This window comes from Arenimonas sp. (assembly GCF_041913985.1).
GTDB lineage: Bacteria > Pseudomonadota > Gammaproteobacteria > Xanthomonadales > Xanthomonadaceae > Arenimonas.
This window is the reverse complement of record NZ_JAYSEG010000010.1, coordinates 1-23,224: the sequence shown is the minus strand read 5'-3', so window position 1 is coordinate 23,224 and position 23,224 is coordinate 1. Positions and strand designations below refer to the sequence as shown.

20 protein-coding genes, 1 tRNA gene and 1 pseudogene are annotated in these 23,224 nt (G+C 68.1%); 6 read left to right on the top strand and 16 right to left on the bottom strand.

Annotated elements, in window-relative coordinates:
* Positions 1 to 36: 36 nt before the first annotated feature.
* A tRNA-Asn gene (locus ACE3Q2_RS04970) sits at positions 37 to 113 on the top strand.
* Here ACE3Q2_RS04970 and ACE3Q2_RS04965 read toward each other — a convergent pair.
* The 9 genes and pseudogenes from ACE3Q2_RS04965 to ACE3Q2_RS04925 all read right to left on the bottom strand — a co-directional run bounded on the left by ACE3Q2_RS04965 (position 76) and on the right by ACE3Q2_RS04925 (position 10,647).
* Positions 76 to 1,173, bottom strand: a complete 1,098-nt coding sequence (locus tag ACE3Q2_RS04965) for a tyrosine-type recombinase/integrase (protein WP_374473220.1) — start codon at positions 1,171 to 1,173, stop codon at positions 76 to 78. The two genes, ACE3Q2_RS04970 and ACE3Q2_RS04965, sit on opposite strands and share 38 nt — an antisense overlap.
* A 56-nt stretch (positions 1,174 to 1,229) precedes the next feature.
* Positions 1,230 to 1,373, bottom strand: a pseudogene (locus ACE3Q2_RS04960) (helix-turn-helix domain-containing protein); the annotation flags it as partial.
* On the bottom strand, positions 1,370 to 1,954 hold the full coding sequence (locus ACE3Q2_RS04955) for a replication initiation factor domain-containing protein (RefSeq protein WP_374473218.1): 585 nt from the start codon (positions 1,952 to 1,954) through the stop codon (positions 1,370 to 1,372). The gene ACE3Q2_RS04955 and the pseudogene ACE3Q2_RS04960, both read right to left, overlap by 4 nt.
* Before the next feature lie 1,682 nt (positions 1,955 to 3,636).
* On the bottom strand, positions 3,637 to 4,056 hold the full coding sequence (locus ACE3Q2_RS04950; RefSeq protein ID WP_231697300.1) for a type IV pilin protein: 420 nt from the start codon (positions 4,054 to 4,056) through the stop codon (positions 3,637 to 3,639).
* 3 nt (positions 4,057 to 4,059) lie between these two features.
* Positions 4,060 to 7,920, bottom strand: a complete 3,861-nt coding sequence (locus ACE3Q2_RS04945) for a pilus assembly protein (RefSeq protein ID WP_374473216.1) — start codon at positions 7,918 to 7,920, stop codon at positions 4,060 to 4,062.
* 15 nt (positions 7,921 to 7,935) lie between these two features.
* Positions 7,936 to 8,484, bottom strand: coding sequence for a PilX N-terminal domain-containing pilus assembly protein (locus tag ACE3Q2_RS04940; protein ID WP_231697302.1), 549 nt, complete (start codon positions 8,482 to 8,484; stop codon positions 7,936 to 7,938).
* Entirely contained in the window at positions 8,481 to 9,590 is a 1,110-nt protein-coding gene (locus ACE3Q2_RS04935) for a PilW family protein (RefSeq protein WP_374473214.1), read from the bottom strand. The genes ACE3Q2_RS04940 and ACE3Q2_RS04935 overlap by 4 nt, the downstream gene beginning before the upstream one ends.
* Positions 9,591 to 9,592: 2 nt before the next feature.
* On the bottom strand, positions 9,593 to 10,051 hold the full coding sequence (pilV, locus tag ACE3Q2_RS04930) for a type IV pilus modification protein PilV (protein ID WP_231697304.1): 459 nt from the start codon (positions 10,049 to 10,051) through the stop codon (positions 9,593 to 9,595).
* A gap of 11 nt (positions 10,052 to 10,062) precedes the next feature.
* On the bottom strand, positions 10,063 to 10,647 hold the full coding sequence (locus ACE3Q2_RS04925; protein WP_231697305.1) for a GspH/FimT family pseudopilin: 585 nt from the start codon (positions 10,645 to 10,647) through the stop codon (positions 10,063 to 10,065).
* A gap of 161 nt (positions 10,648 to 10,808) precedes the next feature.
* On the opposite strand from ACE3Q2_RS04925, the gene ACE3Q2_RS04920 reads away from it, so the two are divergent.
* Positions 10,809 to 11,840 (top strand): sensor histidine kinase, encoded by a 1,032-nt coding sequence (locus tag ACE3Q2_RS04920; RefSeq protein WP_374473211.1) that lies wholly within the window; start codon positions 10,809 to 10,811, stop codon positions 11,838 to 11,840.
* Between the two features lie 3 nt (positions 11,841 to 11,843).
* Here ACE3Q2_RS04920 and ppnN read toward each other — a convergent pair whose 3' ends face one another.
* The 5 genes from ppnN to grxD form a co-directional block, all read right to left on the bottom strand.
* Complete coding sequence (gene ppnN / locus ACE3Q2_RS04915) at positions 11,844 to 13,229, bottom strand: nucleotide 5'-monophosphate nucleosidase PpnN (protein ID WP_231697307.1); 1,386 nt, start codon at positions 13,227 to 13,229, stop codon at positions 11,844 to 11,846.
* A 118-nt stretch (positions 13,230 to 13,347) separates the two neighbouring features.
* The gene (locus tag ACE3Q2_RS04910) at positions 13,348 to 16,623 is read right to left on the bottom strand and encodes a carboxypeptidase regulatory-like domain-containing protein (protein WP_231697308.1); all 3,276 of its coding nucleotides are present in this window, start codon (positions 16,621 to 16,623) and stop codon (positions 13,348 to 13,350) included.
* A 190-nt stretch (positions 16,624 to 16,813) separates the two neighbouring features.
* Positions 16,814 to 17,413: a YhgN family NAAT transporter gene (locus ACE3Q2_RS04905; protein WP_231697309.1), complete on the bottom strand. Its 600-nt coding sequence runs from the start codon at positions 17,411 to 17,413 to the stop codon at positions 16,814 to 16,816.
* On the bottom strand, positions 17,410 to 18,168 hold the full coding sequence (locus ACE3Q2_RS04900) for an SDR family NAD(P)-dependent oxidoreductase (RefSeq protein WP_374473207.1): 759 nt from the start codon (positions 18,166 to 18,168) through the stop codon (positions 17,410 to 17,412). The genes ACE3Q2_RS04905 and ACE3Q2_RS04900 overlap by 4 nt, the downstream gene beginning before the upstream one ends.
* Positions 18,165 to 18,488 carry a Grx4 family monothiol glutaredoxin gene (gene grxD, locus ACE3Q2_RS04895; protein ID WP_231697311.1) on the bottom strand — a complete coding sequence of 108 codons (324 nt, stop codon included), beginning with the start codon at positions 18,486 to 18,488 and terminating at the stop codon, positions 18,165 to 18,167. The genes ACE3Q2_RS04900 and grxD overlap by 4 nt, the downstream gene beginning before the upstream one ends.
* Positions 18,489 to 18,598: 110 nt before the next feature.
* Between grxD and ACE3Q2_RS04890 the strand changes: the two genes are divergently transcribed.
* Together ACE3Q2_RS04890 and ACE3Q2_RS04885 are read left to right on the top strand one after the other, a co-directional pair.
* On the top strand, positions 18,599 to 19,177 hold the full coding sequence (locus ACE3Q2_RS04890; RefSeq protein ID WP_043801074.1) for a superoxide dismutase: 579 nt from the start codon (positions 18,599 to 18,601) through the stop codon (positions 19,175 to 19,177).
* Complete coding sequence (locus ACE3Q2_RS04885) at positions 19,177 to 20,223, top strand: ABC transporter ATP-binding protein (RefSeq protein ID WP_231697312.1); 1,047 nt, start codon at positions 19,177 to 19,179, stop codon at positions 20,221 to 20,223. The genes ACE3Q2_RS04890 and ACE3Q2_RS04885 overlap by 1 nt, the downstream gene beginning before the upstream one ends.
* Before the next feature lie 84 nt (positions 20,224 to 20,307).
* On the opposite strand, the gene ACE3Q2_RS04880 is transcribed toward ACE3Q2_RS04885, so the two are convergent.
* Together ACE3Q2_RS04880 and purE are read right to left on the bottom strand one after the other, a co-directional pair.
* Positions 20,308 to 21,453 (bottom strand): 5-(carboxyamino)imidazole ribonucleotide synthase, encoded by a 1,146-nt coding sequence (locus ACE3Q2_RS04880; RefSeq protein WP_374473204.1) that lies wholly within the window; start codon positions 21,451 to 21,453, stop codon positions 20,308 to 20,310.
* On the bottom strand, positions 21,450 to 21,956 hold the full coding sequence (purE, locus tag ACE3Q2_RS04875; RefSeq protein ID WP_374473202.1) for a 5-(carboxyamino)imidazole ribonucleotide mutase: 507 nt from the start codon (positions 21,954 to 21,956) through the stop codon (positions 21,450 to 21,452). The genes ACE3Q2_RS04880 and purE overlap by 4 nt, the downstream gene beginning before the upstream one ends.
* A gap of 65 nt (positions 21,957 to 22,021) precedes the next feature.
* Here purE and ACE3Q2_RS04870 point away from each other — a divergent pair, with 65 nt between their 5' ends.
* Positions 22,022 to 22,288, top strand: coding sequence for a Trm112 family protein (locus ACE3Q2_RS04870; protein ID WP_231697315.1), 267 nt, complete (start codon positions 22,022 to 22,024; stop codon positions 22,286 to 22,288).
* Between the two features lies 1 nt (position 22,289).
* A complete protein-coding gene (nadC, locus tag ACE3Q2_RS04865; protein WP_374473200.1) occupies positions 22,290 to 23,144 on the top strand; it encodes a carboxylating nicotinate-nucleotide diphosphorylase in 855 nt (284 codons plus the stop codon).
* The last annotated feature ends 80 nt before the right edge of the window (positions 23,145 to 23,224 follow it).

Here is a 23,224-nt window from a genome sequence, read left to right as displayed (position 1 = left end):
GACCGGGGGGCCGTGTCGTTTAAAATGCCCGTCCCCGCCCGAATAGCTCAGCCGGTTAGAGCACTTGACTGTTAATCAGGGGGTCGTTGGTTCGAGTCCAACTTCGGGCGCCATAGCATTCAATGATTTAGGGTCGCTTCGGCGGCCCTTCTTCATTTCTGGCGTAGCCAAATCGTAGCCCTCCTCTATTCGAACCTGTTCTGCGTAGCGCTTCAGGTCATCCATGCCTAGGTGCGCGTAGCGTTGGACCATGGCCGGGGTCTGCCACCCGCCGAGCTTCTGTAGCACGTGCATCGGCGTCCCGCCCTGGGCGTGCCAGCTTGCCCAGGTATGCCGAAGATCGTGCCAGCGGAAGTTCTCGATCCCTGCCCGCTTTAGCGCCCTCCTCCAAGCCTTCGTGCTGGTCTTGAACTCGAAGGGCCGGCCCCGGAACGTGAAGACCCACTCGGGATGCTTCCCGCGCTGTTCTTCGAGGACCCGCATCGCCTCGGCGTTCAGGGGAACGGGAATGGCCCGCTTGCCCTTTGCCTCCGATGCTTCGACCCACGCAGAGCAACGCTCCAGATCGACCTTCGCCCAACGCAGCCCCTTGACGTTGCCTTGGCGCAGACCCGTTGCCAACGAGAAACGCGCCATGGCCCGCAAGTGCTCCGGCAGTTCAGCCAGCAACCGCCCGGCCTCCTCGCGCGTTAGGTAACGAACGCGGCCTTGCGGTTCCTTGAGCAACCGGAAGCGAGGCAGCTTGTCGAGCCAATCCCACTCCAGAGCCGCACGCCTGAGAATTGCACGCAAGACCTGAAGACGACGGTTCGTGGTTGCATCACTGACGCCGCTGCGCTGGCTTTCCTGCTTGTACCTGTCCACCACATCACGGGTGATCTGGGTCAGGTCCATGCCTTCGAGCCGAGGCTGCCACCAACGAAGATGCAGCTTGTCATCGCCGACAGACTTCTTCTTCACCTCCTCGCCCAAGTACCGAAGTACTGCTTCATCCCACGAGCGACGCGGCTTTACGCCGAGTCGTTGCTGCTCCCACAGTTCAGCCCGTCGTTTGTCGTGGTATTCCTGAGCTTGCCGCTTGTTGGCAGTCCCAGTGCTTTCCGACACGCGAAGACCGCTGACCGTGAGTTTGACCCACCAATACGGTGAGTCCTTGCGCTTGTAGAGTGACATTCTGAAATCTCCGAGCTGCCACCCTGCAAGGCTCGCCGCGTGTAGTGTGCCCGAACGTAGGCGATCAGGTCATCTTCGACAAAGACCCAGCGCCGCCCGATCTTGGCGGCTGGGATACGTCCATCGGATGCCCGCTCTGCCACCGTAACTGGATGCAGCTTCAGCACTTGCGCGGCTTCTTGCAGGGTGAGCGTTTTCACTGGCCGCAGCCTTCCCGCCGCGGCATTCCAGGCAGCGGAAGGTGGACCAGCCGTTTCGGCACCCCAGGGCGCATCGCCTGATAGAGAACTGCAAAGGGATCGCCGCCCTCAGCCCTCAGCATCACGTTGAGCGCCGGCCCATACTGGGTGCGGAGGCAATCAACCATGCGGGCGTATTCGATCTCAGCGGACTTCTTGAGGGTACGCACCTTGTCTTGGCGCTCAGAGAGGTAGGCAAGGCAGGGATAAGCGCCCGCGAGGTAGCTGCTCGCTTTCACCAACACATCCGGCGGGATGACCCGCGACTTAGCCCGAAACTCGACTTCGACGCGGCACCAAGGGCTGCTGGGGTCGCCCAGCTGCTTGCCCTTCTCGTAGATTCGGCAGAGCTTCCCGTTCTGGCGTTGCCCGACGTAAAGGGTCTTCCCCCTGCCGGAGCCGAGATCGTCCAGAAGACGGGCCAGCGGCGCCCGCCCACTGGTGATGAACTGGCCCTCAGCGAACCACTTCCGGGCCTGCTGGACGCTGACGGTGCGCCCACTGAAGTCGTCGTGAGCGAGGTCGATGCGGGTGATCTTCACCCCGCAGGCCTCGCACCAGACTCGTACGGCGTTCCAGTCCCGAACCCGAGCACAGCCGTGGGCGTTGAGCTCCAAGTGGACAGTTCCCCGCTGGTGCTCGCCCCCGTAGGCGAGCAACCCAAGCCCCCCAAGGTCAATGCGGACCTCGTACCCCTGCCAGCCACCGGGCCGGGAGACCCACTGGTCCCGAGGGATCAGCAAAACGGACTCAATGATCGCGGCAAAGCCCCCTGCCCCCGGCAGAAAGGTGCAAGCGAACCAATCGACGTGCGCGATTCCCGTGTGACTTTCGCCCCGTGTTACTGGACGGGGCTCGCACTCAGCCGGCGCTGCGCCGCCGCCTGAGCTGCCGCGCGTCGCCCGCGCGTCTGCACAGGCAGCGGATGCCTGCGCGGTATGGGGTGATTCTGTTTGCATATGCGTGACTCCGGTCGGCGCGGAGGAGTCACGGCTACGCGATTGGGCGCCCAAATGACTCCGCCGCATGTCTGCGGGAAATCACAAGGAGGGGGCAGGCCCGGTCTGGAATGTTCTTTGCCTCTGGCCACGGATCCTGCCTATTTCCGATCCGTACTGTCTGGGCTGCGGTAGCTCCACATCGGCCTGAGCCGGTGGTCCCGCTATTCAACGACCCTTGTGGGGCCGTCCCGACGCCATCGTCCAACGCGCCGGAGACTGTCTATGCGATATAGCTGCTTGTGTGCCGTTAAGCTGCCACAGAGGAAATGTGGCCGTCAAGCGTGCGTTACCCACCGCCTCCACAGCCTTGCTTCGCTCCGCGAAGCAACCCGCGCAGCGGTTCGGTTCGACGTAACCGCCGAACCGCCGCGCGGGCTTCGGGCTGCGTCGCCCGTGGATAACGCAATACACAAGTCTTACGACAGAGCTTGGCCGGTCTGAATATGCCAGCAGGGTGTTAAACCGAAATTATTCGGATACAGACAGAACAACTGTTCCCTGGAAGCTTCCATTGCGTCGGGTGAGCACATCGATGGAAGTGACTTTCGTCAAGTTGATAGCCGACAGACGCTCAGGGCTGATTTTCTCGGACCCGAAAAGAACCAACCACGTGCCGTCTGTGACATCCGACGCATTACCGGTTTCCTTCTTGAGAATCGCGTTCAGAGATGCCGCTACGTCGCTGGCCCTCGTCTCGGGCATTGGCGGAAGGTGATCGGTCGCAGAGGACGCAGGTTGAGCGGCTGCGAGCGCCAATGAAAGAAGAACTGAAAACATACAGACCTCCGATGGTTGCACGCGACAGGTTCGCGCGGGTTGGCAAAACGGAAAATCCGGCACCGCTGTACTTTAAAGCCCGACGCCCGCGCTTGCGGATGCCGTGGTCTGGTTATACACCCAATCGAAATCAATGCCGGAGAGCGTCGGCCCATCCATTCAGCCACCTTGAGAATTTTTCTTACCAGAGACTGGCGTCAATCGAGTGGTCTGCGACAGGAGCTGACGTAGCCAGATCGTAGCCAGCAGTGGCTGGTTTGCCCTGAATTTGGCGGCCCCGGACTACTGGCGAGCCTTGCAGAGTGCGGGTTGTAAGGTTGTCCGGGACAGCTGTTAATCAGGGGGTCGTTGGTTCGAGTCCAACTTCGGGCGCCAGATGAAATGAAAAAGGCTCGCAGCGATGCGAGCCTTTTTCTTTTTGCGCGACCTGTTCGCAGGCCCGCCCGCTACCAGCACTCGGAGGCATCCTCGGCAGTACCGGTCTCGGTCCTGTCGCCGGTCTGGTCGAGGCCCAGCGTGCCGCACTTGGTGTCGCGGGAAAGCTGGGCCCCCTTGGGCACGGCCGTCAGGGTATAGGCAGACTTGGTGGGCTCCCCCGACAACCCGATGGTGTAGAAGTCCGCGAGGTTCGCCTCGCAATCCCGCTCGGGGATGCTGGCATCCTCATAGTCCATGTTGGTCGTGTAGTAGCGCTCCATGAACTGCGACATCTCCGTCAGGCACGCCGCCGCGGCCGCGCGGCGGGTGTTGGTGACGTAGTTCACGTAGGACGGATAGGCGATACCGGCGAGCACCGCGACGATCGCCACGGCGATCATCAGCTCGATCAGCGTGAAACCGCGTTCCTTGTTCTGGTGCAGGGTCATCGGTCAATCCTCTCCGTACAGTTCACGCCAGGACATGCGGCGCGGCGAACCCGGCCCGCCCACCTGCGGCGCGGCGGGCACTTCTTCGCAGGTGCCGTCCGAACCGCAGACCAGCACCAGGTCGTCGATCTGGCTCGACTCGGTCGGCATGCCGACGCCCAGGTCCACGGAGCCCACCGGAAGCGTGGTTTCGCCCTCGGTGACCGTGTCGTTGGAGCCGGAACCACTGCCATCGATGTCGAAGAACGACGAGGAGGTGCCGCCGCCGTCCGCGCCCTCCGGGCTGGTGCCCGTGAAGATGTCGATGGCATTGAGGTAGCCACTGCCGCCCGCTTCGCAGCCATTGCCTTCCGAGGGAATGACGCTGGAGATGAACGCGGCGCGCCCGTTGACGCGGGCACCGCTGACCACGCGCTCGCCCGGGGTCGGCTCGTCGAGGTCGACGTACCAGCCACGCGAACCCACCGGGAGCGGATCGTAGGCCTCGAAGGCGCGGACGCTGCGGCCCTGCGCATTGGTGCCGACGATCGCGATCTCGCGCTCGGTGAGGTCGTCGCGACCCTCGATCGTGGTGCTGTTGTTGTCGATGATGCCGTACCAGGTCTGGACATCCGTCGAGGACAGGTCGCTGATCGAGATCAGGCGGCCGGTGCCGAAGGTGATCCAGATGCGCGGGTTGGCGGACTCGCGCGCCAGGGCAAGGCCACCGGTGATCGGCTGGGCATTGCCATCGGCGTCGGTAGCGGTGAACAACGGCTGGCCACCCAGGGCCACCGCCCAGTCCGCGTCATCGGCCGAGGTGACGTCGAACTTCCAGACGTTGCCCTTGAGGTCGCCGGCATAGATGTAGTCGGCCTTGCCATCGGCGTTCATGTCGGCCGCGCGCGGCGACGACAGGCCGTTGCCGCTGCCGGCGCCGGTGTCGATCTTGGCGATCTGGGTGCCGTCGGTCACGTCGTAGATGTAGAGCACGGCGTGGCCGTTGGTGCTGTCGATGCCATTGGGAACGACGGCGAGGATCTCGTCGTTGTTGCCCTTGACGATCAGCGGCAGGCCGGTGACGTAGCCCATGTCGGCGTCGTTGGCCGCCGTCTTGTCCCAGAGCACGTCGGCGTTGGCGATGGAATCCGGGTCGGAGACGTCGAGCGCGAAGGCGCCCTTGCCGCCGCGGCCCAGCGTGCCCACCAGGTAGTTGGTGCCCGAGACCAGGCGGTAGCTCGACACCGCCACCGGGCCGTCCACGAAGAAGCCGTGGGTATAGGCCGGGTCGCTGATGCTGGCCAGCTTGCTCCAGTTCAGGCCCGCCGGCACGTAGGAGAAAGTCACGTCGCCGGTGAGCGCGTCGATGGCGTGCAGCATGCCGTCATTGGCGCCGACGAAGATGTGCTCCGAGTCGCGGATGTAGAACGGCGAGGAGTTGATGATGTCGCCGAACACCGTGGTGCGATTGCGCAGCACGCCGCCAGCGGCGATTTCCTGGGCCTGGTCGCCCTTGATGTAGGCCGCGTTGTTGGCGCCGGTGACGATGGCCGGACCCGTGCTTCGGGCCAGGGCGGTCGCCTGCGCGGTCGTCGGGAAGGCGGCGCCGCCGGTTCCGCTCCAGGTCAGCACGGGACGGCGGTGGTAGTCGTCGCCAGTCTGGTTGTTGTCGTAGCTGACGTCGATCCGGGTGGTCACCCGCCAGGCTTCGGTGTTGGAAATGCCACCCGACGCCGTCACGTCGCGCGCCACCAGGTCGCCCGTCCACACGCCCGAGCGGTAGGTCGCCTGGTACATGCGGGTATCGGACTGGAAGGTCGTGCTGTTGGTGGCCACGTTCGAACCGGAGGCCAGGCGCGACTGGATGATGCCCAGCACGCCGGTCAGCGCGGTGCTGAAGGTCTCGGCGTTGTTGGCGGCGATGAACTCGCCGTGGCCGTTGACCGCGGCATGCAGCAGGTCGTCGATGCGCTCGTTGTTCTCCGTATCGGTCGGATCCGGCCAGTCCACCGCCGAGCCGTTGATGCGCGGGCGGCCGTCGCGGAGGATTTCGGCCACGGAACCCTGGTCCACCGTGCCCTTGAGGCCGATGGATATGCCGAAGGTCACCATGTGCTGCCAGAAAGCCGGGTTGTTGGCGCCGGTCGGGATGATGTTGTCCTGGTCCGGGCGCAGGTCGGTCTTCCAGTACTTCATGGCCACGTCGGCCAGGGTGTTGCTGTAGTTCGTGGTGCTGTTGGTGTCGCGGTACGGGTGGACGCGGGTGTAGCGCACCGTGTTGCTGTTGTCATCCGGGTTCAGGATGGCCAGGCCGCTGGTGCCGTCCTGGTCGCCGATGGTGCGGCTGCCGATATCGCCGTTCCAGAAGCCGTCCGTGGTCAGGATGGCGAAGTTCTGGCGGCACTCGAGCTGGTCCGCCGTGGCAGCCGGACCATAGGGGCCGCTCGCGGTGTCGAGCGAGAAGTACTCGCCGGTGTCGTACAGCGCGGCGCGCAGCGGCGTGCCGTTCTGGCCACGCGCGCCGAACAGGCGACTGAACCAGGTGGTGCGCGCGGTCCCCTCGAAGACGCCGTTGTTGCCGTCTTCGACCGGGATGTTGTAGTTGCTGCGGTTCCAGATGGTGCGGTAGCCCACTCGCACGTTGTCGCCGAGTTCGTTGAAGGCCTGGCTGGCGCCCGCCTTCGCGGTCTTCATGCGGGTGCGGTGGTAGGAGAACCAGGTGGCGAAGTTGGTGAACTCGTCGGCCTCGCTGCTACGCGCGGCCGTCGGCACGGCGAAGGTGCAGTTGCCCCAGGCGTAGGTGGTGGCGCCCACGACGGAACAGCCCACGTCCTGCGGCGTTGAGGTTTCGCGGTTGTAGCTGGCGTAGACGTCGATATCCACGTCATTGGCTGAATCGTCCGGGTCCCGGCCGTTGGGCGTAGTGACCTGGACGCGGTAATCGCCCGGCGGCATGTTGTTGACCGAGCATTCCTCGTTACTGGTACGGGTGCTCGTCGAGTTCGTGCCTTGGCAGACGGTGGTCCAGCTGTTGTTGCCGGTTCGCTGCTGGAGGAACAACTGCGCATTGGGGTCATCGCCACGCGTCGTGGCACGAAGTGTCGTTGCAGTGAAACTGATGGTGAACGGGAAGTTGCGGGAGGCGTTGCGGCCGAAATCCTCGTTGTCCCACTCCGCGATGCGCTCGTTGACCACCGGCTCGGTGGTGACGACCGGCGGGAAATCGCCATAACCGCCGCCCTGCACGAACTCGCTGCGGATCATGCGGGTGGCGCCGTTGTACTGCCGGATCTGGTAGCGGTAGTAGTTCGTCAGCTCGCGCAGGTAGGTGGCCGAAGTCTGCGTGACGTCCTTGGGGACGTAGAAGGTCTGGGTGCCGCCACAGACGGTCGAACTGTTGCCGTTGCGGTCGTAGTCTTCGCAGTCGCCGCTGTTGGTCAGGTCGATGGTGTCGTACTCGCCGCCCGTGCCCGGGCCGGCGAAGTTGTACGAGCCAAACACCGAGCCCAGGGTGGTGCCGCCGGTCATGCGGGTACCGTCGGAGTTCTGCCAGGGCAGGTAGTTGACCGCCGGGTTGTAGTACACCGTGTTGCCGACGTAGCTGAAGTCGGTGACGGTGGTGTTGTTGGCGCAGTTGCTGTTGCTGGTCCAGCGGCAGATGCGGGGCACGTCCGGATTCGGCATTTCCTCGAAGGCCATGGAACCGGAGTCGTCGAGCAGGAACATGATGTTCGGCTCCACGTCGCCCGCGCCGGTCTGCAGCGGGTAGGACGGGAAGCTCTGCGCCAGGGCCGAGGACACCGGCAAGGCCAGCAACGTGGCTGCGAAGGCAGCCAACGTGGGCAGGGAGCGCTTGCGGAACTGCGGGGCGGTTTGCGTGTTCATGCGGGTCACCTGCCTTTACGGCACCTGGTAAGCAGACTGGAGCATCACCTGCGCGCCGTTGTCCATCCGGACGAAGGCGGTGATGCGATAGTTGTTGGCGCCGCCACCCGTGGACGTGCAGGTCGGCGCGGAAAGGTCGATGTCACTCGTGCACTCCGAGGGGCCCGCGATGCCCTGCCCCATGAACTCGACGACGTAACGGGCCGCTTCGATGTTGTCGGCTTCGAGGGCGGAAACACGGTAGCCGCCGGCGGTGGTCCAGAAACCATCGGCCTCCCAGGCCGAGGCGGCGCCGGCGACCGGCATGGCGCAGATGCCGCCACTGCAGCCGCTGGACGGCACGGTGGGCTTGCCGGAGGCCCAGAACTCAGCCTCTCGCAGCAACGCCTCGGCCGCCTGGAAGGCGATGCTCCGGGCGGCGGCGTTGCCGCTCATGCGCTCCTGCATCACCGTGCCACGCATGGCGGCCAGGCCCAGCAGCGTGACGATGACCAGCAGGAGCAGCACGACCACCAGGGTGATGCCGCGCTGCTTGCCGCGCGGGGAATGGATGCTCGGCTTCACAGGGTGCCCTCCCGGTTGCGCAGCGCCACGACGTGGGTGAGCGTGCGTGCCAGCGCCTCGCCGTCGGTTCCTTCGATCTCGCGGCCGGTCAGCGCACCCTGCGTGCCCTGCATGACCAGCTCAACACGGGTTGCGACCACGCGCGACCAATCGGCCACGTCGCCGGGGCCGGTGTAGGCATTCTCGCCCTGTTCCAGGTAAGTCACCGTCATGTCCTCCACGCCTTCCACCACTTCGATGTTCTCGAGCAGGGTGTCGGGATTGACAGTGTTGCTGCGATTGGTGACCGTCGCCCGGTAAAGCGACGTGCCGCCGCGGGCATTGTTGCCCACGAACCAGCGCAACGAACCGACGCGTGCCACGTAGGCCGGCGAGGTGCTGCTGCCTACGCACTGGGCACTGGGCGTGGCACCCGGCACGAAGCAGTAGCCGAAGGCGCCGCTGGCGCCGCTGCCGGTGCAGGGCTCGTCGTACTGGAACTCCTGGGCGCAATTGAGGCTGGTGCCTGCATTGTGCTGGAGCTTGTTCGCGCCCGGCAGCTGGGTCACCTGGAAGATGAAGGCATAGTCCATGTTGCAAATGACCAGCACGTCATTGGTGACGATGTCGCCCTGGTCGCTGACTTCGACCACGGCACTGGGCTGGGCATGGTCCACCACGCGGATGCCGCCGCCGAGCGCGGAGTTGATTTCCACGGCGTCGGTGCCGGCGACACGCTGGCCAACGCCGGTGCCGAACACGCCCATGCCGGCCACGGTGCCCGCCATGGCGTCGTCGCCGTCGTAACCCTGGATGCCGTTGCCCCAGTCGGCCCACCAGTCGTTGCCGCCGCTGGACATCTGGTTGACGATGGCCGAGGCGCTGGAGCAAGGGTTGCCGCCGGCCTCGCGCAGGTCGCGCGACATCAGTTCGAAGCCGACGCGGGTGTTCTCCTGGATGCGGCCCAGCGTTTCGGTGGCGTTGTAGATGCGCTTGTTCGAGATGAACACGCCGCCCGCGGCCGCCACCACCAGCAGGCCGAGCAGCATGGCGATCATCAGCTCGATGAGCGAAAAGCCGGCCTGGAGGGCCCGGGAACCGCTGCGAATGGTCTGGTAGGTACGCATGGTCAGAGCCTGGTCGTGGTCGTGATCGTCTGCTCGGCGTCGCCGTCACTGGCGCGGCTGTCGTCCCACTGCACGGTGACCGAGCAAGCCACGGCTCCGCAGTTGATGCTGCCGCAGGCGGAGTCGCCCATGCTCTGCTTGAGCTGGGCGATCCAACGGTCCTGGTCGCCGGCCACGCGGGACGCCGCCGGGTCTTCCGGCGCCTCGCACAGCAGGCCTGTGTTGTAGTTGCCTGCGCGTGCCTGGTCGCGGTTGGCGCGCATCATGTCGAGCATGGCGTAGCTCTGGATGATGGCGGCGGTGCGCTCGGACGAGCTCTGGGTGTTCTTGAGGGTGATCGACTGCAGGGCGGCGATGCCCAGCAGGCCGATGGCCAGGATGAGCACGGACACCAGCACTTCCAGCAGGCTGGCGCCGGACTGGCGGGTGGCGCGGCCACGGGGGGCGATGCTTGCTTGCATGGTCGGGGGCCTCAGTCAGTCGCCGCGGTGCAGGCCGCGGTGCCGTTGCGGGTGACGACGCTGATGCGGCTCACGGCAACCATCACGTCACGGGTGTTTTCCGCCGCCGGCAGCACCGACGAGCACACGGACAGGCCTCCGGAGGCATTGGTGGTTCCACCCACCCGCGCGAAGCCCGAGGAGGTGAAGGCGATCTGGTTGTTGTCGTCCACGTTGGAGCTGGACTTGATGGCCAGGCCACGCCCCGTGAACTGGAACTCGCGGATGACCTCGCCGGCTGCGTCGGCCTCGCGGACGACCATGCGAAGCCAGTTGGCACCGCTGCAGGTGCTGCCGTCGGTGCTGGGGCACATCACCACGCGCTGGTTGCGGCGGATGGCTTCCATGCGCGCGAGCTGCATGGCCGCGACCACCTCGTTGGCCACCGAGGTGAGCCGGTTGCGGTTGGTGATGCCCTGGAAGCTCGGGATCGCGATGCCCAGCGCGACGGCCAGCACGGCCACCGTGATGACCAGCTCGAGCAGCGTGAACCCGGAAGGCCGCGGGCTCCCCGCCCCGACCGCCGTGCGTGCCTGGTTGCTAGCGAAACGCCCCATGGTCCCTTCCTGTGGAGGCTGATGGCACAAAGTTATCCCCAAGCCCGACCCCAAGGCCAACGGCCCCCGACGAACGGGCCGCCGGTCCGAACAGGCGGCGGGACGCCACGCCGGCGGCGTTTCTGGGCATCATGGGGGTTCTCCGCCCCTGCCCGGCCCCGATGCGCGCACCGCCCGCTCCCACCCCCTCCCGACCGCTGGACGTGCTGTGGCAGGCCACGGCCATCATCTGGGTGATCCTGGGCGGCGAAGGCCTGGCCGCGGTGCTGGCGCTGGCCCCGGGGCTGGAAGGCGAACGCCTGGTCTACTTCGGGCTGGCCTCGCTGTGGGTGCAGTGGACGGCCCTGCTCACCCTGGCCGTGCTCTACCTGCTGCGGCGCCCGCTCAACCGGCTGCGGCCGCCGCAGGTGGCGGCCATCGCGCTGGCGATCGGCCTGGCCATGTGCTGGCTGATCACGCTGGTGGTGCGCACCTACCTGGGCCCCGGCGACCCGGCCCGGCCCGTCGACTGGCTGGGCCTGGCCTGGCATGTGTCGGGCATCACCCTCACGGTGGGCCTGCTGGGCCTGGCCGCCTTCCACAACCACTGGAAGGGGCGGCTGGCGGCCGTGCGCGCCAAGCAGGCGGAGCTGGAGGCGCTGCAGGCGCGCATCCGGCCGCATTTCCTGTTCAACACGCTCAACACCGGCGCGGCCCTGGTGCATGCCCGGCCCGAGGAGGCCGAGCAGCTGCTGCTGGACCTGGCCGACCTGTTCCGGGCGGCGCTGTCGGGCCCCTCGGAATTGCCGCTGCGGGAGGAACTGGGCCTGGCCCGGCGCTACCTGGAGATCGAACGCCTGCGTTTCGGCGACCGCCTGGCCGTGGCCTGGGACCTGCCCGAACCGCTGCCCGAGGTGCAGGTGCCCACGCTTTCCATCCAGCCACTGGTGGAGAACGCCATCCGCCACGGCATCGAGCCCTCGCCCACCGGCGGCCGGCTGGACGTGCGGGTGAGCCGGGGCAAGGGCGAAGTGCGGGTGGTGGTGAGCAACGACCTGCCCGGCCCGGGCATGCGCCCGGCCGCCGGCCACCAGGTGGGCCTGGCCTCGGCGCGCGAACGCATCGAGGCCCTGAGCGAGGGGCGCGGGCGGCTGGAGACGAAGGTCGAGGGCGGCCGCTACGTGGCCACCATCACCCTGCCCGACGCGCCCTGAACCTCAGTCGCCGACGACCTGGTAGCAGGGTTCGTAGGTGCCGGCGATCTTCATGCGGCGCTGTTCGACGAAGGCGCGCAGCAGGGCGTCGAGCGCCCGCATGATGTCCCGGTCGCCGTCGATGCGGAACGGGCCGTGCTTTTCGATCTCGCGCATGCCCTCTTCCTTCACGTTGCCGGCGACGATGCCCGAGAAGGCTCGGCGCAGGTCGGCGGCCAGCAGGTGCAGGGGCTGGTCGCGGCGCAGGTTCAGCTCGGCCATGGCGCGGTGGGTGGGCGCGAACGGCTGCTGGAACTCGAAGGGAATGGTGAGCGACCAGTTGAAGAAGAAGGCGTCGTGCTCGCCCAGGCGGTGCTCGCGCACCTTCTTCAGGCCGGCGCGCATTTCCTTGGCCACCGCCGCCGGGTCGTCCACGATGATGCGGTAGCGGCTGCGGCCGCGCTCGCCCAGGGTGAGCTGCAGGAACTGGTCGATCTGCTCGAAGTAGGCCGCCGAGGCCTTCGGCCCGGTGAGGATCAGCGGGAACGGCAGGTCCTCGTTGGCCGGGTGCAGCAGCAGGCCCAGCATGTACAGGATTTCCTCTGCCGTGCCCACGCCGCCCGGGAACACGATGATGCCGTGGCCCAGGCGCACGAAGGCCTCCAGGCGCTTCTCGATGTCCGGCATGATCACCAGGTGGTTGACGATCGGGTTCGGCGATTCGGCCGCGATGATTCCCGGCTCGGTGATGCCGATGTAGCGCGGCTTCCAGTGCCGCTGCTTGGCGTGGGCGATGGTGGCGCCCTTCATCGGGCCCTTCATGGCGCCCGGGCCGCAGCCGGTGCAGATGTCGAGGCCGCGCAGGCCCAGCTCGTAGCCCACCTTCTTGGTGTAGAGGTACTCGTCGCGGTTGATCGAGTGGCCGCCCCAGCACACCACCAGGTTCGGCTCCTGGTAGCTCTTCATCACCCGCGCGTTGCGCAGGATCTCGAACACCGCCTCGGTCATGCCCGGGCCGGTGTTGAGGTCGATGCGGCCGCTGCCGGCCACCTCGTTGGCGTTGTAGACGATGTCGCGCACCACCGCGAACAGGTTCTCGGCGATGCCGCGGATGATCTCGCCTTCGACGAAGGCCTCGCCCGGCGCGTTGCGCAGCTCGATCTTGATGCCGCGGTCCTGCTGGTGCACCTCGATGTCGAAGTCGGGGAAACGCTGCGCGGCGGCGCGCGGGTCGTCGGAATCGCTGCCGCTGGTGAGCACCGCCAGCGCGCAGCGGCGCAGCAGGTCGCGCTGGCCGCCGGTGGAGGCGTCGGCGAGGCGGGCCACCTCGTCGCGGGAAAGGATGTCCAGGCCGCCGCGTGGGGAAATGCGGGCGTTGACGGTGGCCGAAGCCTTGGGGGTCTCGCTCATCTTCTCTGCTTTTCTGTCTGTCGTTGTCGAGCCCGGAACTCTATCACCGCCCGGGTCGCGGAAAAGAAAACGGCCGGCGGTTTCCCGCCGGCCGTCCAGGTGACTCAAGGTGCTTCGATCAGAACTGGTACTTGAAGCTCAGCATGACCGACCAGCGCGAGACCGCGGTGTTGCCCTTGTCGTTGTTGTTTTCCTGGATCTGCGCGCCGGTGCCCGGGCCAGTCCAGTGGTACACGTAACGACCCTCGTTGCCCGCGCAGGCGGCCAGGACGGTGGTCGGGCCGCAGATGCCGGCGTAGTTGGCCAGCTGCTGGGTCGAGTTGAAGCCGTAGTCCTCGATCAGGCCCCATTCCTTGTTCAGGAGGTTGCCGATGTTCATGATGTCGAGGGCCAGGATCGACTTGTGGCCCTTGGCGAAGCCCGGCAGCTCCTGGGTGATGCGAACGTCGAAGCTGTTCACCCACTCGGTGCGGAAGGCGTTGGCCGGGGCGATCTGGCCCTGGTAGGCCGCCAGCTCCGGGTTCTGCTCGAGCCAAGCGAAGAACGAGGCTTCCATCGCCGCGCCGCCGGTGAAGACCACGTCGCCCGGGCCGTTCGGCACGTAGAACAGGTCGTTGAAGCCACCGTTGTCGCCGTTGGCGTCGTTGCGGAAGATGTAGCTGAACGGACGGCCCGAACGGCCTTCGTAGAACATGGAGACGCGGGTCTCGTAGTTCTCGAAGAAGTTGTGGCGCCAGGTCACCGTGCCGGTGATGCGGTCCTTGATCGCGTAGCGCGAGTCATAGGCCACGTCCTCGTTCATCGAGCCGATCAGCGTGCCGCCCCAGTTCGACGAGTTGGTCGAGCTGGTCATCGGGCTGACGTCGGTCGCCTCGGTGTAGGTGTAGTACAGGCTCCAGCCCCAAGTGTCGACCAGCGGCTTGTCGAGGCCGAAGGTCAGCTGGGTGCTCTCGCCCTTGTCGGTGTTGCTGATCAGGAACACGTCGCCAACGCCGTTCGGGCGCAGGGCGCGGTTGAAGGCGCCGTTGGTGCCGTTGGCGATGCCGAAGTTGCCGCGGCGGTCCGGGTTCAGGCCGTTGGCGTTCCAGAACAGCTCGCGGCCGTCCGGGCCGATGGCGGTGACGCCGGCGCCCGAGGCGTTGAACGGATCCAGGCGCTGGATGAACAGGCCGTCCTTGACGTTGGTGACCAGGGCCTCGGCGCTGAACACGATGCCGTGCCACGGCAGCTCGTGGTCGAACGCGACGTTGGCCTTCCAGACCGACGGCAGCGCGAAGTCGGGCGCGATGATGTCGACGTTCTGGCGCGGGCAGTTGGCCAGGGTCGGCACCGGGTTGCAGGCCGGGTTCAGGCCGGTGCCCGGGATGTACGGGGGCACGCCCGGCTCGAAGTTGCCGCCGTTGCGCTCTTCGTACTGCACGTAGTTCAGGCCGGTGTTCTGGTAGGCGCCGGCCAGCCAGACGTTCGGCGAGGCACCCTGGAACAGGCCGAGGCCGCCGCGGACCTGGGTCGGGCGCTCGCTGTCGAAGGTGTAGTTGAAGCCGACGCGCGGCTGCAGGATCGAGACGTCGACGGTGTTCGAGTTGTCGTAGCCGTAGATGTTCGAGACGTACTCGTTGTACAGCTTCTGCTCGTCGAAGTCCGGGGCGTCGTAGCGCAGGCCGAACATCAGGGTCAGGTTGTAGTTGACCGACCAGGTGTCCTGGATGAACAGGCCCGTGTTGCTCTGGGTGTAGGCCGCCGGGATGTCGTCGTAGCTGCCGCCGTTCGGGCGCGGGGCGCGCACGACGTAGGTGGCCGGGTTGCCGGCGATGAAGTCGGCCAGGTTGTTGAACTGGTAGGTACCGTTCAGGTCGCGGCCGTAGAAGTTGATGACGTCGTTCTTCTCGTAGTCCGCGCCGAACTTCATCTCGTGGTCGCCCACGAAGAGGTTGCCGGCCAGGAACATCGAGGTCTGCTCGGTGTCGATCAGGTTGACGTGGCTGTTCTGCTCGGTGCCGAGGTAGATCGAGTTGTTGCCGGTGCCGAAGCCGCGGATTTCGATCTGGGGCAGGTTCGAGTTGGTCTCGCGCACGGCGACGTAGTCGCGGCGGGACACCTTGAACTCGGTCGAGAAGCTGTCGGTCCAGTCGCTGAACAGCTCGAACACGGTCGACTCGAATTCCTTCGCGTAGTTGTACCAGAAGGTGTCGAGCGAGATGGAGTTGTTGTCCACCTGCGGGAAGCGCAGCACGCCCTGCTCGAGGAAGCTGTAGCGCAGCGCGGCGCGGTGGCTCTCGGTGATGTTCCAGTCGAGCTTGACCGCGTATTCCTCGATCTCGGTGTCGGCGTTCAGGCCGTCCACGCCACCGGCGTCGAAGCCATAGGCCGCGGCGGCGGCCTGCACCGCCGAGATGTCGGCGTCGGTGATCTGGCCCGAACCGTACGGGGTGGCGCCGAAGCCGGTGGCCGGCGCGGTGCGCACGTAGTTCTCGTAGTTCACGAAGAAGAACAGGCGGTCCTTGACCAGCGGACCACCGAAGGTGCCGCCGTAGGTGTCCTCGGACTCGAAGCCGTTGAACTCGACGCCGTTGAGGTCCTGGCGGACCCAGTCACCGTCGCGCAGGGTGTAGTACAGCGAGCCGTGGAACTCGTTGGTGCCCGACTTGGTGACCGCGTTCACCACCGCGCCGGTGCCGCCGGAGATGGTGGTGTCGTAGTTGGCCAGGTCGATGTTGATTTCTTCGATCGCGTCGATCGAGACCGGCTGGCGCTCGGTCGGCAGGTTGTTCGACTCCAGGCCGAACGGGTCGGAGCTGCTGACGCCGTCGATCTTGATCAGGTTGTAGCGGGTGTTCTGGCCACCGGCCGAGATGGCGCCGTCGGCCTTGCTGGTCTGGGCGATGCGCGGGTCCAGGCGGATGTAGTCCTGGATGTTGCGGTTGGCCGAGGGCAGCGCCTCGATCTGGCCGCGGTTGACGTTGGTGCCGGTGCCCATCTTGTCGGCGGCGAACACTTCCGACATGACGGCCGAGCCGGTCACTTCGACGGCAGCCAGGGTGGCGACGTCTTCGCCCAGGGTGGCGTCCACCGAGGTGGTTTCGGCCAGCTGCAGGTACACGCCCTCGCGGACCTCGGACACGCCGTCCTTCACGATGGTGATCGTGTACGGGCCGCCGACGCGCAGGCCGCGCGCGGAGTAGCGGCCGTCGGCGCCGGTCATGGCGTTGCTGACGGTGCCCGACGGGGTGTGGACGATGGTCACCTGGGCGCCGGCCACCGGCTGCTCGTCATTGCCGACGATGCGACCGCCGACGGCGGCGGTGGTGTTCTGCGCGAAAGCCGGAGCCGCCGCGAGCGCGATGGCGAGGCCGAGGGAGAGCTGCGAAAGCCGAACCCGGTTGCGATTGGTCATGGTGGTTAACCCTGATTTTAGGAGTGGCGAAAAAGAGACTGCGGCGTCCCGCCGCGGTGCCTGACGGGCCAGGCACGGCTATTCCTTGATGAATTGCCGGGAGGGTGTCCCCTGGGCCCCTTAGCAATAACAAGAGTTTAACACGCTAACCGGCTTAGATGTCATTCAGGTTACGGCGCCGGGACGGCCGTCACCCCGCCAGGCCCACCCGCAGGTAGGCCGCGACGCCGTCGAGCAGCATCTGCACGGAAATGGCCACCAGGAGCATGCCCATCAGGCGCTCCACGGCGGTCAGGACCCGCATGCCCAGCACCTTGTAGAGGTAGGTGGCCGAGAACAGCAGGGCGGCCGTGCCCAGCCAGGCCAGGGTCAGGGCCAGGCTCCAGTCGGCCATGCGGTGGGGCTCCTGGGCCGCCAGCAGCATCACCGCGGCCATGCCCGAGGGACCGGCCACCAGCGGGATGGCCATGGGCACGATGAAGGGCTCGCCGTCCGGGACCTCGCCGAACATGCCCTCGGCGCTGGGGAAGATCATCTTCAGGCCGATCAGGAACAGCACGATGCCGCCGGCGATGGAGACCGACTCCTGGCGCAGGTGCATGGCCTCGAGCACGTACTTGCCGCCCCAGAGGAAGGCAAACAGCACCGCCAGGGCGATCAGCAGCTCGCGGGCCAGCACCACCCGCCGGCGGGCGGGCGGCAGGGGCTTGAGCAGGCCCAGGAAGACCGGGATGTTGCCCAGCGGGTCCAGGATCAGGAACAACAGCAGGGCGGCGGAAAGCGTGGTCATGCCGGCACCCGGGGCGCCCAGACCTGGCCGCGCAGCGGGGCGCCGGCCGGGGAAAGCAGGTGCACGCAGGCCGGGGAGTAGGCCGCCGGGGCGGGCACCCGCAGCTGGGCCTCGTCGGCATAGGCGCGGGCGCGCAGGTCGGTGCGCATGGGGCCCGGCTCCAGGCCGGCGACGCGCACGGAAGTGGCGTCGGTTTCCGCGCTGAGCTGGCGCACCAGGGCGGCCAGGCCCTGCTTGGCCAGGCCGTAGGCGCCCCAGTAGGCCTTGCCCACGCGGGCCGGGTCGTCGGTGACGAAGACCACCGCGGCGTCGTCATGGCGGCGCATCCAGGGCAGGCAGGCCTGGGTCAGCAGCCAGGGGGCGGTGAGGTTCACGTGCAGGGTGCGCACGAAGGCCTCGGGGTCGGTGGCCTCGAGCGGGGCCAGGCCGCTGAATTCGGCCGCACAGTGCAGCAGGCCGTGCAGGCCGCCCAGCCCGGTGGCGACCTTTTCGGCCAGGGCGGCGTAGTCGGCCGGGTCGGCGCCGGCGAGGTCCAGCGGGTAGATGGCCGGCTCCGGACCCAGGGCCTTCACCGCGTCGTAGACCCGGTTGAGCTTGGGCACCTTGCGCCCGGCCAACACCACGGTGGCGCCGGCGCGCGCGCAGGCCTTGGCGGCCTCGGCGCCGAGGCCGCCGTGCGCGCCCGTGACCAGGACCACCCGGCCGGCCAGCGCGTCGGGCGCGACCAGGGGCAGCGGCGCCGGCGCGGTGCTCATGCCGCCTTCTGCGCCTCGGCCACCATGCGGGCCAGCTCGCCGCTCTGCAGCAGGTCGACCGTGATGTCGCAGCCGCCGATCAGTTCGCCGTTGATGAAGAGCTGCGGGAAGGTCGGCCAGTCGGAATAACGCGGCAGGTTGGCGCGGATTTCCGGGTCCTCGAGCACGTTCACGCTGTGGAAGCTGGTGGCGCCGGCGCCCTTGAGCGCCTGCACCGCGCGGCTGGAGAAGCCGCACATCGGGAACTGCGGCGTGCCCTTCATGAAGAGCACGATCGGGTGGCCTTCGACTTCGGCCTTGATGCGGTCCATGACGCTCATGTGAAGCTCCGTTGCGATGGCGGCCCGGGGGGAAGGGCCGCGTTGGGGCTAGAATTATACGGCTTGGACGCCGCCCGCCGGCGCCCCACCCCACCCGAAAGGAGAGCCCCATGGCCATCGAACTGCCCGCCCTGCCCTACGACCGCGCCGCCCTCGAGCCGCACATCTCGGCCGAAACCATCGATTTCCACTACGGCAAGCACCACCAGACCTACGTCACCAACCTCAACAACCAGATCAAGGGCACCGAGTTCGAGTCCCTGGACCTGGAAGCCATCGTGCGCAAGTCGCAGGGCGGCATGTTCAACAACGCCGCGCAGGTGTGGAACCACACCTTCTACTGGAACTGCCTCAAGCCCAACGGCGGCGGCGAGCCCACCGGCGCGCTGGCCGAAGCCATCAACAAGGCCTTCGGCAGCTTCGCGGCGTTCAAGGAGCAGTTCACCCAGACCGCGCTGACCACCTTCGGTTCCGGCTGGGCCTGGCTGGTGCAGCGCCCGGACGGCTCGCTGGCCCTGGTCAGCACGCCCAACGCCGCCACCCCGCTCACCGGCGCCGACAAGCCGCTGCTCACCTGCGACGTCTGGGAGCACGCGTACTACATCGACTACCGCAACGCCCGCGCCAAGTACGTCGAGTCGTTCTGGAACCTGGTGAACTGGGACTTCGTCGCCGGCCAGATGGCCTGATGCCCGACGCGGCGCCGCTGCTCGAGGTCGACCGGCTGTCCTGCTCGCACGCAGGGCAGCCGGCGGTCGTTTCGCTCAGCCTGGCGCTGCGCCCCGGCGAGCTGGGCTGCCTGCTCGGGCCCAGCGGCTGCGGCAAGACCACCCTGCTGCGCGCGATCGCCGGCTTCCACGCGCCGGATTCGGGCCAGCTGCGGCTGCGCGGCGCCGACGCGCTGCGCCTGCCGCCCGAGCGCCGCGGCCTGGGCTTCGTGTTCCAGGACCTGGCGCTGTTCCCGCACCTCACGGTCGAGGACAACGTGGCCTTCGGCCTGCACCGGCTGCCCCGCGGCGAACGCCGGGCGCGTGCGCTGGAAACGCTGGCCCTGCTCGGGCTCGACGGTTTCGCCGCGCGTTACCCGCATGAACTTTCCGGCGGCCAGCAGCAGCGCGTGGCGCTGGCGCGTTCGCTGGCGCCCCGCCCCGACCTGCTGCTGCTCGACGAACCCTTCTCCAGCCTCGACGCCGACCTGCGCGGCCGCCTGCGCGACGACCTGCGCGCGCTGCTGCGGCAACTCGGCATCGCCGCGCTGCTGGTCACCCACGACCAGGAGGAGGCCTTCGCCTTCGCCGACACCGTGGGCGTGATGCAGGCCGGCCGCCTGCTGCAGTGGGCGCCGGGCTTCGAGCTCTACCACCGCCCCGCCACGCCGTTCGTGGCTTCGTTCGTGGGCGAAGGCCGCTTCCTGCCGGCGCGCGTGCTGCCCGGCGGCCGCGTGGCCACCGCGCTCGGCGAACTCGACGTGGCGGGCGGCCTGGACTACCCGGTGGGCAGCGCGGTGCGCGTGCTGCTGCGCCCCGACGACCTGCGCCCCGGCGAGGGCGAAGGCATGGAAGCCGAAGTCGGCGCGGTGGCCTTCCGCGGCGCCGAATCGCTGCACACGCTGGTGCTGGCCGACGGCACCACGCTCAGCGCCCTGTTCCCCAGCCACCAGCAGCGCGAGCCCGGCGCGCGCGTGCGCATCCGGCCCGACCTGGCCCACGTGGTGGTCTTCCCGCCCGAGGCGTGAACCGCTCTTGTAGGAGCGGCTTCAGCCGGGAAGTTCTTCGCGAAAAGCTTCGCGGCTGAAGCCGCTCCTACAGGGGAGCCGGGATCAAGCGCCTTGCAGGCGGGCGATGGGCGGCGCGACTTGCGACTCGCGGCCCAGGGCCTTGCCCACGCGCGCCAGCGCCGCCGCCAGTTCGGCCGGGCTGTCCGCCCGCAGCGTGGCGTGGCCCACCTTGCGGCCTTCGCGCGGCGACTTGCCGTAGTCGTGCCAGTGGCCGCCGGCTTCGGCCAGCAAGGGCGCGGCCTCGGGCATGGCGCCGATCCAGTTGAGCATCACGCTGTGGCCGATGGCGCGGGTGCTGCCCAGCGGCAGGCCCAGCACGGCGCGCAGGTGGTTCTGGAACTGCGAGGTTTCGGCGCCTTCGATGGTCCAGTGGCCGGAGTTGTGCACGCGCGGCGCCATCTCGTTGGCCATCAGCACGCCGTCCTTGAGGAACAGCTCGAGCGCGAACACGCCGACGTAGTCGAGCGCCTCGGCCACGCGGCGCGCGGTGTCGAGCGCCTGCGCTTCCAGGGCCGCCCCGGCGCTGGCCGGCGCGAGGCTGGCGGAGAGGATGCCCTCTTCATGCCAGTTCTCGGTGAGCGGCCAGGTGCGCAGTTCGCCGTCGCGGCCGCGCACGGCCACCACCGACAGCTCGCGCTGGAAGGCCACGAAGCCTTCGAGGATCAGTCCCACCGTGGCCGCCTGCGCGCCCAGCGCCGCCCAGGCGGCTTCGGCGTCGGCCGGCGTGCGCAGGCGGAACTGGCCCTTGCCGTCGTAACCCAGGCGCCGGGTCTTGAGGATGCAGGGCGTGCCGATGCGCGCGAGCGCGGCGTCGAGCCCCTCGCGCGAATCGATGGCGGCGAACTCCGGCACCGGGATGCCGAGTTCCTGGAACAGCGTCTTCTCGGCCAGCCGGTCCTGCGCCACGGCCAGCGCGCGCGGGTTCGGGAACACCGGCACGCGTTCGGCCAGCCAGCGCGCGCTTTCGGCGGGCACGTTCTCGAAGTCGAAGGTGGCCACGTCCACGCGGCGGGCGAATTCGGCCAGGCCGGCCTCGTCGCGGTAGTCGGCCTGAAGCAGCGGCGCGAACTGCGCGGCGCAGGCGTCGGCGGTGGAATCGAGCACCAGGAAGCGCAGGCCCAGCGGCGCGCCGGAAAGCGCCATCATGCGGGCCAGCTGCCCGCCACCGAGGATGCCGACGGTGGTCATGGCAGGCGCGGGTCCGCGTGCTCGAGCACGTCGCGGGTCTGCTCGGCGCGGAAGCGCGCCAGCGCCTCGCGCACCGCCGGAAGCTCGGCTGCCAGCAGCGCGGCGGCGAACAGGCCGGCATTGGCCGCGCCCGCGACGCCGATGGCGAAGGTGGCCACCGGCACGCCGGCCGGCATCTGCACGATGGACAGCAGCGAATCGAGGCCGCTGAGCGCCTTGCTCTGCACCGGCACGCCCAGCACCGGCACCGGCGTCATGGCGGCGATCATGCCCGGCAGGTGCGCGGCGCCGCCGGCGCCCGCGATGATCGCGCGCAGCCCGCGGCCCTCGGCGGCCTTGGCGTATTCGCAGAGCAGGTCGGGCGTGCGGTGCGCGGAGACCACGCGCACCTCGTGCGGCACACCCAGCTTCTCGAGCCTGGCGACGGCGTGCTGCATCGTCTCCCAGTCGGACCGGGAACCCATGACGACCCCGACCAGCGGGGCTACGGCGGCTTGGTTCATGGCGGGCGGCTTCGGCAAAAGGCTATTCTAGACCCAAGCTCCCAGCCCGGACACCGGCGTTTCCCATGGACCGCAAACTGCTCGACATCCTCTGCTGCCCGGCCAGCAAACAGCCCCTGGCCCTGCTGGCCGCGGCCGACCTCGAGGCCCTGAACCGGGCCATCGCCGCCGGCGGCGTCACCCGGGCCGACGGCAGCCCGCAGTCCGAGCCGCTGGCCGAGGGCCTGGTGACGCGCGACCGCCGCACCGCCTACCGCATCGACGACGGCATCCCCGTGCTGCTGGCCGACGAGGCCATCGCGACCGCCCAGGTCGCCGATTTCCCGCGCTGACATGGCCGGGCCGCTGATCCCGCCGCCGGCGGACGTGGTCGCCGCCGACGTTGCGCGCGCCCTGGCCGAGGACATCGGCCCGGGCGACGCCACCGCCGAGTTGCTGCCCGACGAACCCGCCCGCGCCTACGTCATCGCCAAGGAGGCGGGCGTCATCGCCGGCCGGCCCTGGTTCGACGCCTGCTTCCGGTCGCTGGACCCGGCGGCGAAGCTCGACTGGCGCGTCGCCGAAGGCCAGCACGTGGCCGCGGGCACCGTCCTGGTGACGATTTCGGGCCGGTCGCGCGCGCTGGTGAGCGCCGAGCGCCCGGCCCTGAACTTCCTGCAGACGCTCTCCGCCACCGCCAGCCGCACCGCCGAATGCGTGGCCGCGGTGGCCGGCAGCCGCACCCGCGTGCTCGATACCCGCAAGACCCTGCCCGGCCTGCGCCAGGCCCAGAAATACGCGGTGCGCGCAGGCGGCGGCAGCAACCACCGCATGGGCCTTTACGACGCGGTGATGCTGAAGGAAAACCACATCCACGCCGCCGGCTCGATCGCCGCGGCGGCCGCGGCCGCGCGCGCCCGCCACCCGGCGCTGCCGCTGATCATCGAAGTGGAGTCGTTGGACGAACTGGACCAGGCCCTGGCCACCGGCTGCGACCGCATCCTGGTGGACGACTTCAGCGAAGCCGACCTGCGCGAGGCCGTGCGCCGCGCCGCCGGCCGCACGCCGCTGGAAGTTTCCGGCGGCGTGACGCTGGAACGCCTGCGCGCCATTGCCGAAATCGGCGTGGACTGCGTTTCGATCGGCGCCCTGACCAAGCACGTGCAGGCGCTCGACCTCTCGATGCGCCTGGGCGACCCGCCGGCTTGAAGGGCCATTGTAGGAGCGGGGGGAGCGCCCCGCCCCGGCCGGCGGGGAGCAGGCGGCGGGGCCCCCGCCGAACACCCCCG